Source organism: Geomonas sp. (genome assembly GCF_056994735.1).
Genome location: NZ_JBXKJL010000022.1, coordinates 1 through 1,360 on the forward strand (window position 1 = coordinate 1; position 1,360 = coordinate 1,360).

Sequence of the window (1,360 nt, forward strand, 5' to 3'; positions counted from 1 at the left end):
TAGTGCAGTCACAAGCAGGATGATGTGAACTATGGGATCCTGCAATGCATGCGTAAACCGATCACTCTTCGTTCCCTTACACCCGAGGAAGCGCAGGCGCTGAGAGCGGGGCTACGGTCGCCGCACCGTTTTACGGTGCGCCGCTGCCAAATCCGCCTGGCCAGTCAGCGGGGCGGCCATGCCCGCGAACTTGCCGAGCAATTAAGCTGTGGTGACCAGACCGTCCGCAATGTCATTTCTGCCTTTCACTGCCACCGGCTGGCGGTGCTCCAGCCCCCATCCAAGGCGCCCCACCGGATGCCCCAGGCGGTCTTCGACGCGGCCCGCCGGGAGCAGTTACGGGACCTGCTCCATCACCGTCCCCGGCAGTTTGGCCATCCGACCAGCGTCTGGACGCTGCCGCTGGTGGCGCAGGTGGCCTATGCGCAAGGCATCACCCCACGCTTGGGGAGCGGGGAAGCGAGCCGGTGGGCGCTCCGGCAACTGCAGGTCGGCTGGAAGCGGGCCAAGCACTGGATCACCAGCCCCGACCCGGCGTACGTCCGGAAAAAAAACAGCGCGACCGACTCATCCGCTTAGCCGCGACCGGTCCTGGGTGGGCGCTCGGGTTTGCCGATGAGGTCTGGTGGAGTCGCCTGGCGCAGCCCGACTTGCATAGCTGGGCACCGATCGGCAGCGCACTGCGGTTGGTACAAAAGGCCGTCGCGAAGGCCGATCCCGATCCCAACGCGCTGGCCTGTTACGGCCTGTTGGTCCGCTCGACCCCGACTATCCCCGAGCAGGTCTGGCTGCGCTTTGCGACTGGCCAGCCCGTCAGTGAGATCACCCTCCACTGTCTGGCCTGGTGCAGCGATCAGTTGGCCGTCCTGGGCCAGCAGACCCTACTGCTGATCTGGGATAATGCTTCCTGGCATACGAGTCAGGCAGTGCGGGCATGGCTGCGCGTCCACAACCGGACCGTGAAGCAGACCCGGCAGGGCGTCCGCATCCTCGCCTGTCGGTTACCCAGCCGAAGTCCCTGGCTCAATCCCATGGACCCCAAGTGGGTGCATGGAAAACGGGCCGTGCTGGAACCCGAGCAGGTCTTGACCGCCACCGAATTGCAAAGCCGCGTCTGTGCTTACTCTGGCTGTCCGCCGACGCCGCGTCTCACAATTACCCAAAAAGCTGCTTGATTATGCACTAGGCGCCTTCGGCATCACAGGGGGTATCAGCAGCGGCGTAACGTACTTCGGCACGTCCTTTGGGGCGAGCGTCCCACCCGGAATCTGGGCATACGCCTTGCCGCCAATCATCAGCTTTGGCCCGAGCCAGTAGGCGGCGCTCAGCACGCCGGCTAATTTGAGAAATCCTCTACGGG

At 64.2% G+C, this 1,360-nt stretch carries 3 protein-coding genes; 2 read left to right on the forward strand and 1 reads right to left on the reverse strand.

The features are described 5' to 3' along the window. Nucleotides 1–24: 24 nt before the first annotated feature. The gene (locus AC11W3_RS00905; RefSeq protein ID WP_484092339.1) at nucleotides 25–579 is read left to right on the forward strand and encodes a transposase; all 555 of its coding nucleotides are present in this window, start codon (nucleotides 25–27) and stop codon (nucleotides 577–579) included. A 71-nt stretch (nucleotides 580–650) separates the two neighbouring features. Then, nucleotides 651–1,175, forward strand: a complete 525-nt coding sequence (locus AC11W3_RS00910) for a transposase (RefSeq protein WP_484092340.1) — start codon at nucleotides 651–653, stop codon at nucleotides 1,173–1,175. Here the strand turns inward: AC11W3_RS00910 and AC11W3_RS00915 are convergent. Further along, on the reverse strand, nucleotides 1,176–1,360 hold a 185-nt coding region (locus AC11W3_RS00915; protein ID WP_484092341.1), incomplete at its 5' end, for a hypothetical protein. It abuts the gene before it with no gap.